This is a genomic window from Erythrobacter sp. HI0063, from assembly GCF_001635685.1.
In the GTDB taxonomy this organism is placed as follows: Bacteria; Pseudomonadota; Alphaproteobacteria; order Sphingomonadales; family Sphingomonadaceae; genus Qipengyuania.
The window spans coordinates 1-7,079 of the sequence record NZ_LWFF01000010.1 but is presented as its reverse complement, the minus strand read 5'-3'; the positions used below and the strand labels follow the sequence as shown (position 1 = coordinate 7,079).

The 7,079-nt window shown below is 63.5% G+C and carries 4 protein-coding genes; 3 read left to right on the top strand and 1 reads right to left on the bottom strand.

Going from position 1 to position 7,079, the window contains the following annotated elements:
• A partial coding sequence (locus A3736_RS00860) for a tryptophan 7-halogenase (protein ID WP_197465434.1) occupies positions 1 to 503 on the bottom strand: 503 nt, incomplete at its 3' end.
• Positions 504 to 676: 173 nt separating this feature from the next.
• Here A3736_RS00860 and A3736_RS00855 point away from each other — a divergent pair.
• The 3 genes from A3736_RS00855 to A3736_RS00845 all read left to right on the top strand — a co-directional run.
• Positions 677 to 3,871, top strand: coding sequence for a TonB-dependent receptor (locus A3736_RS00855; protein ID WP_067678024.1), 3,195 nt, complete (start codon positions 677 to 679; stop codon positions 3,869 to 3,871).
• 195 nt (positions 3,872 to 4,066) lie between these two features.
• A complete protein-coding gene (locus tag A3736_RS00850; RefSeq protein WP_067678021.1) occupies positions 4,067 to 5,137 on the top strand; it encodes a LacI family DNA-binding transcriptional regulator in 1,071 nt (356 codons plus the stop codon).
• A gap of 27 nt (positions 5,138 to 5,164) precedes the next feature.
• On the top strand, positions 5,165 to 7,079 hold a 1,915-nt coding region (locus tag A3736_RS00845; protein WP_233999137.1), incomplete at its 3' end, for a glycoside hydrolase family 3 protein.

Here is a 7,079-nt window from a genome sequence, read left to right as displayed (position 1 = left end):
GCGTAATTCATCGGCGGCATGTCGTCGCGCTTATAGTCTTCGGTGCGCGCGAACTTGCCGAAATGAGCGGCCATCGTTTCGAGGTTGAAGACCTGGATCGGGCGCTTGTCCCCGCGCATGCGGTTGCGCTGCCACAGATGGTGGAAGGACACGCCGTCCACCTCGTATCCGTAATTGCCGAAGGGGTGGATGTAGCTGTCGCCCAGATTGCCCCAGTTCACGAACTGGATGCCGAGCTTGAAAGTGCCCTGCACTGCGGACAGCATCTCGCGCTCGTCGATATCGAGCAGGGTGTTGAAATCGACGAAAGGCGGGATCGTCGCTTCGCCGACGCCGACGGTGCCGATCGCTTCCGATTCGACGAGCTCGATCGCGACCGGGCCACCTGCGCCCGCCCCGTCTTTACCCGAGATACGCGACAGGGCCGCCGCCGCCATCCAGCCGGCGGTACCCCCGCCGACGATGACGATCCGCTCTATCGCTTTTCCCGTGTCCGATCCCATTCCCATGCCCCGACTGTAACCGATTTTTCGGCATACGGAAGCCGGTGATGCGCAAATGCAACGCAGATTGAGAACGTTCATTTACGCGTCTTGTGAACGCTAACAATGACGCGTATCGGTCACATTCTTAAAAGATCGGTGCACAGTGAGGCCCGATCATGGGAGGAGGACATATGCTGCGCATCGCACCCCAGGCCGGAACTACGCTTTCCCGGCGCCTGATTGCTCTCACCACCGCATCGGGGCTCGCCATCGGTGCGCTGACCGCATCGCCCGCTTATGCGCAGGATGCCGATCCTGCCGAGGAAGAAGCACGCGAGAACGAAGCGGGGATCGACGAAGGTCTCGATCCGGAAAACATCATCATCGTCAGCGGCTATCGCCAGTCGCTCGAATCGGCGCAGGATTACAAGGAAAACGCCGACACCGTCGTCGATGTGATCACTGCCGAAGATATCGGCGCGCTGGCCGACCGTTCGGTTGCCGAAGCGCTGCAGCGTGTCCCGGGTGTCAACATCTCGCGCTTCGAACAGCGCGACGATCCCGACCGCTTCTCGGTCGAAGGCTCCAACGTCATCATCCGCGGCCTGCCCTACGTTCTCTCGACTTTGAACGGGCGCGACATCTTCTCCGCCAATGGCGGCCGCACGCTGTCGTTCAACGACGTGTCTCCCGAACTGCTCGGCCGCGTCGAAATCTACAAGAACGTCAGCGCCGACATGATCGAGGGGAACATCTCCGGTCTCGTAAATCTCGTCACGCGCAAGCCGCTCGACAATCCGGGCCTCAACCTCGCCGGTACGGTCGAAGTCAATTACGGCGATCTCGCCGAGGAATGGTCGCCCGGTTTCTCCGGCCTGATTTCGAACACGTTCGAAACCGGCGCGGGTACGTTCGGCCTCCAGTTCGGCTATGCGCAGCAGGAACTGGTCACGCGCACCGATGCCTCGCAGCTGACCGATCCCTGCTATCGCGCCGACACGCTCGACGGGCCGTGCCTGCGCGTCGTCAATGTCGGATCTGGCGGTTATTTCGGCGATCCGAATTTCAACGAATCGAACTTCCCGCCGCCGGGCTCGGTCGTCGTCCCCAAGGGCGCTGGCGTCCGCACCACGGACCTGACCCGCGATCGCAATGCCTATTCCGGCGTCGCCCAGTGGGAAAGCAATGACGGCCGCGCTCTCGTCACGCTCGAATATCTGCGCGCCGAAACCGAAGGCACGCTCAACGAATTCGCCGCGCTTGCGCTGGTGAACGACGATGCGCTGTTCCCCGTCCCCGTTCCCGGCACCACGCCGACCTTCAGGGACGGCATCTTCCAGAGCGGATCGCTGACGCAGCCCCAGCCCTTCAATGGCGGATTCGGCATTCCGACCGAGCTGCTTCGCTTCCAGCGCGAAGACGACGCGAAGACCGAAGATTACTCGATCGACATTCAGCTCGAGCCGAGCGATCGCCTGCGCTTCAACATCGAACTGCAGCGCATCAATTCGGATCGTAACGAAAACGGCTTCATCGCCGCGATGCAGACCTACACCGATCTCTTCATCGACAATTCGAGCGAGACGCCGCAGGTCCAGTTCTTCGAGCCGGGCACGATGGGCGATTCGACCGGTTACTTCACCGATCCCGCGGCCACATTCTACTGGTTCCTGATCGACAATCAGGTTCGCAACGAAGGCCACCTCACCAGCATGCGCGCCGATGCCGAATACGACATCAGCGATGAAGGTTTCTTCAGGACGGCTCGCTTCGGCGCACGCTTTGCGGATCGCAACCGCGTGACCCGCAGCGCCAACTTCTCCAACTGGGGTAACCTCGGTGCCCCCTGGACGGGTCGTGGCGGCAATTGGAACTGCGGCGACTTCCAGCGCTTCGGCTGCGGCGGCGCCTATGCGTTCGACTTCCCCGAAAGCTCGCAGGTCCGCAATCCGTTCGGCAACAACTTCCAGCGCGGCAACGCGCCCACTCCGCTGGGCAACGGTTCGGCCTTCTTCTTCGGCGGCGACAATCTGGTCGACGAATATCTGAACGGCACGGCCGAAGCGCGCGCCAGAGCGATTACCGATTTCACGCTGACGCCCAATGCCTGGGGTCCGATCTACAACCGCACCGGCCTTGTCGATGGTACCGTATTCCTGCCCGGCGAGATTTCCGATGTCGAGGAATCGACCGACGCCTATTATCTTCGGGTCGATTTCGGCACCGTGTTCGGCAATGGTTGGGAACTGACCGGCAATATCGGTGCCCGTTACGTTCAGACCACGGTCCGCACGCAGGGCGAGATCAACTTCCCCTTCGGCAATTTCTTCGACACGAATGGCGACAACCGCGTGACCGTGGGCGAGATCAACGCAGCGTGCGGCAACGTCCAGCAGGGCCAGGATACGCCGAGCTATTGTAAGCTCTCCGATGCCCGCAAGGCGCAGTTCGCGTCGGTCTTCACCGGAGAAACGATCCGCGACAACGCCAATATCGAATTCGACAACTGGCTGCCTGCCGGTAACGTCAAGCTCGATTTCGGTGGCGGATTCCTGGTACGCGCCGCCATCTCGAAGGCGATATCCCGGCCCGACCTCTCGGCGTTCCGAACCGGCGGCGCAATCGGAGACAATACCCGTGCTCTCGAACTGGCGGGTGCCCTGGAGACCGGGCCGCTGTTCCAGATCGCTACCGGCAACCGCCTGCTCGGCCCGATCACGGCGTGGAATTACGACCTCAGCTTCGAATATTACTACGACGATGTCGGTTCGATCACGGCGGCCTTCTTCTACAAGGATTTCGACAATCTGTTCGGTAACGGACCGACGGTGCGCAACTTCACTTCGCCCAGCGGCGTTTCGACCGATGTCGAAGTCAACGGACCGATCAATTTCGGCTCGGCCAAATTGCAAGGTGTCGAGCTTGCCTATCAGGACGTGTTCGAATTCCTGCCCGGACCGCTTGGCAATCTGGGCACGCAGCTGACCTACACCTACATCGATTCGAAGGACTTCAGCAGCTCGGGCGACGTGTTCGGCGACCTGCCGCAGCCCGGCGTATCGAAGCACACGGTCAATGCCACGCTGTTCTACGAGGATGACGATCTGTCGGTTCGCGGCGCCTATAACTGGCGCTCGGACTATCTGCAGACGCCGCGCGACGTTATCTTCCCGTTCTCGCCGGTCTATGGCGAAGCGACCGGGCAGCTCGACGCGTCGATCTTCTACACCGTAACTCCGGAGATCAAGGTCGGCATCCAGGGCGTGAACCTGCTCGACGAAGTGACTCGGACGAGCACCCAGATCGACTTCGACGGCAACCGCATCACGCGGTCCGCCTTCCGCAACGATCGCCGCTTCACCTTCCTGGCGCGCTTCGATTTCTGATCGAGGCTTGAGGGACCGGCGTTTCGGCGCCGGTCCCGCTAGGCATACAGGCCCGAGAGGCAGGCAGGTCCGCCAGGCCTCAAGAACGCGGAGGCGGCGACGGTCGAACCGGAAACCATGGAGGCAAATTGGTGAGAGTGTGGCAACGCCCCGCAACCGCTTCCGGTTCGAACGCATGCCGAAGGATCCGATAACATGGCACGCCGCCGTCAGTCTGTAACCATCAAGCATGTCGCCGCCGATGCAGGGGTATCCCTTCAGACGGTGAGCCGCGTCATCAACAACGAGCCGAATGTGCGGCCTGCGATGAAAGAGCGGGTCCAGGCCTCGATCGACCGGCTCGGCTACACACCTTCGATAGCGGCCCAGCGGATGAGCGGATCGCGCAGCTATCTGATCATGGCGCTGAACGATCGCGAACGCACTCTGGCCGACTGGCGCGAGCGGCGCGGTACCGACTGGGTCGATCAGATGCTGCTGGGCGGAATGCTGACCTGCGCCGAGCATGGCTATCGCATGATCGTCGAATTGATCGATACGCATAGCGACCATGTGGAACGCGAGTTGAACGCGGCGCTTACTGCGCTGCAACCCGATGGCGTGGTGCTGACCCCACCCCATTCTGAAGATCCGCTGATCGTCGGCCTGCTGGCCGAACGGTCCATTCCGTTTGCGCGGATCGGCTCGATTGCGCCCGGGCCGGGTTTTGCGCTGACCATGGGGGACAAGGGCCACGCCGAAAACGCGACGCGCCACCTGATCGAGCTCGGCCATACCCGTATCGGGATGATCGCGGGGCCCGACGCCTACAGCCTGAGCGGCTGGCGGGTGGATGGCTGGCGCAAGGCCCTGAAGGACGCCGACCTAGCATGCGAAGGCCTTTGCGGCGTGGGCGATTTCGGATTCGATAGCGGTCTCGAAGCGGCGCGGACATTGCTGACGCAGGACGATCCGCCGACCGCCATCATCGCCAGCAGCGACCAGATGGCGCTCGCAGCGCTCGACGCCGCGCGAGAGCTCGGTCTCGTCGTCCCGCGCGACCTTTCGCTGATAAGCTTCGACAACACGCCGATCGTGCGTTTCACCGATCCGCCGCTGACGGCGGTGGACCAACCGATCGCCGAAACCATTTCGCGCGCCGTCGAATTGATCATCCGTTCCCGCCGCGATGCGGCGCCCGACGGCGTGATCGATATCGAAGGCACGCTGGAGGAACGCGGATCGACCGCGCCGCCGCCGCATCTGAGGCGCATCAAGCGCGCCTGAAACGCCGACACTTTGGGAGATACGACAATGGCGAAACGCAATCGGCTCAACGCCCTGACGGGCACGGGAACCATCGCGCTGACACTGGCCATGAGCGGAGCGCTGGCAGGCTGCGCCACCGTCCCTGCCGCGAACGACGCGCCGGTTGCGCCCGTCGCAACGGCCCAACCCGATAGCGAGGCGCAGATCGCCGCGATCCTTTCGCGCATGAGCCTGGAAAACAAGGTCGCCCAGTTGATCCAGCCGCAGATCAACACCGTCACGGCAGAGGAAATGCGCCAGTATCGCTGGGGCAGCTATCTCAACGGCGGCAATGGCGGTCCCTATGGCGAGGAATTCGCGCCCGCAGGCGAATGGCTGCGCCTCGCCGACGAGATGTGGGATGCGTCGACCGCTCCCCTCCCCAATGGCGAACCCGCCGTTCCGACCATGTGGGGCACCGACGCCGTCCACGGCCACACCAATGTGATCGGGGCCACGATCTTCCCGCACAATATCGGCCTCGGCGCTACGCGCGACGCGGATCTTGTCCGCCGCATCGGGCACGCCACTGCGGTCGAGATCGAAGTCACGGGCATCGACTGGAACTTCTCCCCCACCGTCGCTGTCGCACGCGACGATCGCTGGGGCCGGACCTATGAAAGCTATTCCGAAGACCCGCGCCTCGTCGCCACGTTGGGCGCTGCACTGGTCGAGGGTCTGCAGGGCCGCAAGGGTTCGGACGATTTCCTCGGCCAGGGCCGCGTGATCGCCACCGCCAAGCATTTCTTCGGCGATGGCGGCACCGATCAGGGCGTCGACCAGGGCGACGTCAATGGCGACATCGATGCGCTGAAGAGCATCCACGCAGTTCCCTACCCCGCTGCGATCGCGGCGGGCGTGGAAACCATCATGGCCAGCTTCAACTCGATCAACGGCAAGAAGATGCACGGCAACGAAGCCTTGCTGACCGGCGTGCTGCGCGGCGAGATGGGCTTTGACGGGCTGGTGGTCGGCGACTGGAACGGCCACGGCCAGGTCGCGGGCTGCACAGTCAGCAATTGCCCGCAATCGCTGATGGCCGGGCTCGACATCTACATGGTGCCCGACGATGCGGTGGCGCTGCACACCTCGCTGGTCTCGCAAGTGCGCGACGGGACGATCCCGATGGTGCGTGTGGACGAGGCGGTGACGCGCGTTTTGCGCGTCAAGCAGGCGGCGGGTCTGCTCGGGCCGAATGCGCAGAAGCCGTCCGCCCGTGCCAATGCGGGCGACATGACCAAGCTCGGCTCGCCCGAACACCGCGCCATCGCGCGCGAGGCGGTGGCGAAATCGCAAGTTCTCCTGAAGAATGACGGCGTCCTGCCCTTTGCGGCGGGGACGAACGTGCTGGTCGCGGGGACTGCCGCGGACAGCATCGCGCAGGCTTCGGGCGGCTGGACGCTGACCTGGCAGGGCGGCACGGAACTCGACAACGACATGTTCCCCGGCGCGACCTCCATCTTCGCCGCAATCGAGCAGGCCGCCCGCTCCGGCGGCGGTAGCGCGACGCTGTCCGAAGACGGCAGCTATACCGCCAAACCCGATGTCGCCGTGGTGGTGTTCGGTGAAGAGCCCTATGCCGAATTCGCGGGCGACCGGAAGACGCTGGTCTTCCCCGATGACGAAGGGCTGGAGCTGCTGCGCAAGTTCGACAGCGAAGGCGTGCCGACGGTTGCGGTCTTCCTCTCCGGCCGTCCCTTGTGGATGAACCGCGAGCTGAACGCCGCCGATGCTTTCGTCGCCTCCTGGCTGCCCGGCAGCGAAGGCGCGGGCGTGGCCGATATTCTGTTCGGCGCGCGCGCTGCCACCGGCAAGTTGTCCTTTAGCTGGCCCGCGGGCTGCGACGGCAAGCCGCTCAATTCGGCGGACGGCGCGCTCTTCCCCTTGGGCTACGGGCGTGCTCTCACCAATACCGCACCAC

Coding starts and splice junctions, on each gene's coding strand:
- A3736_RS00855 (WP_067678024.1), top strand. CDS start 677: ATGCTGCGCATCGCACCCCAGGCCGGAACTACGCTTTCCCGGCGCCTG.
- A3736_RS00850 (WP_067678021.1), top strand. CDS start 4,067: ATGGCACGCCGCCGTCAGTCTGTAACCATCAAGCATGTCGCCGCCGAT.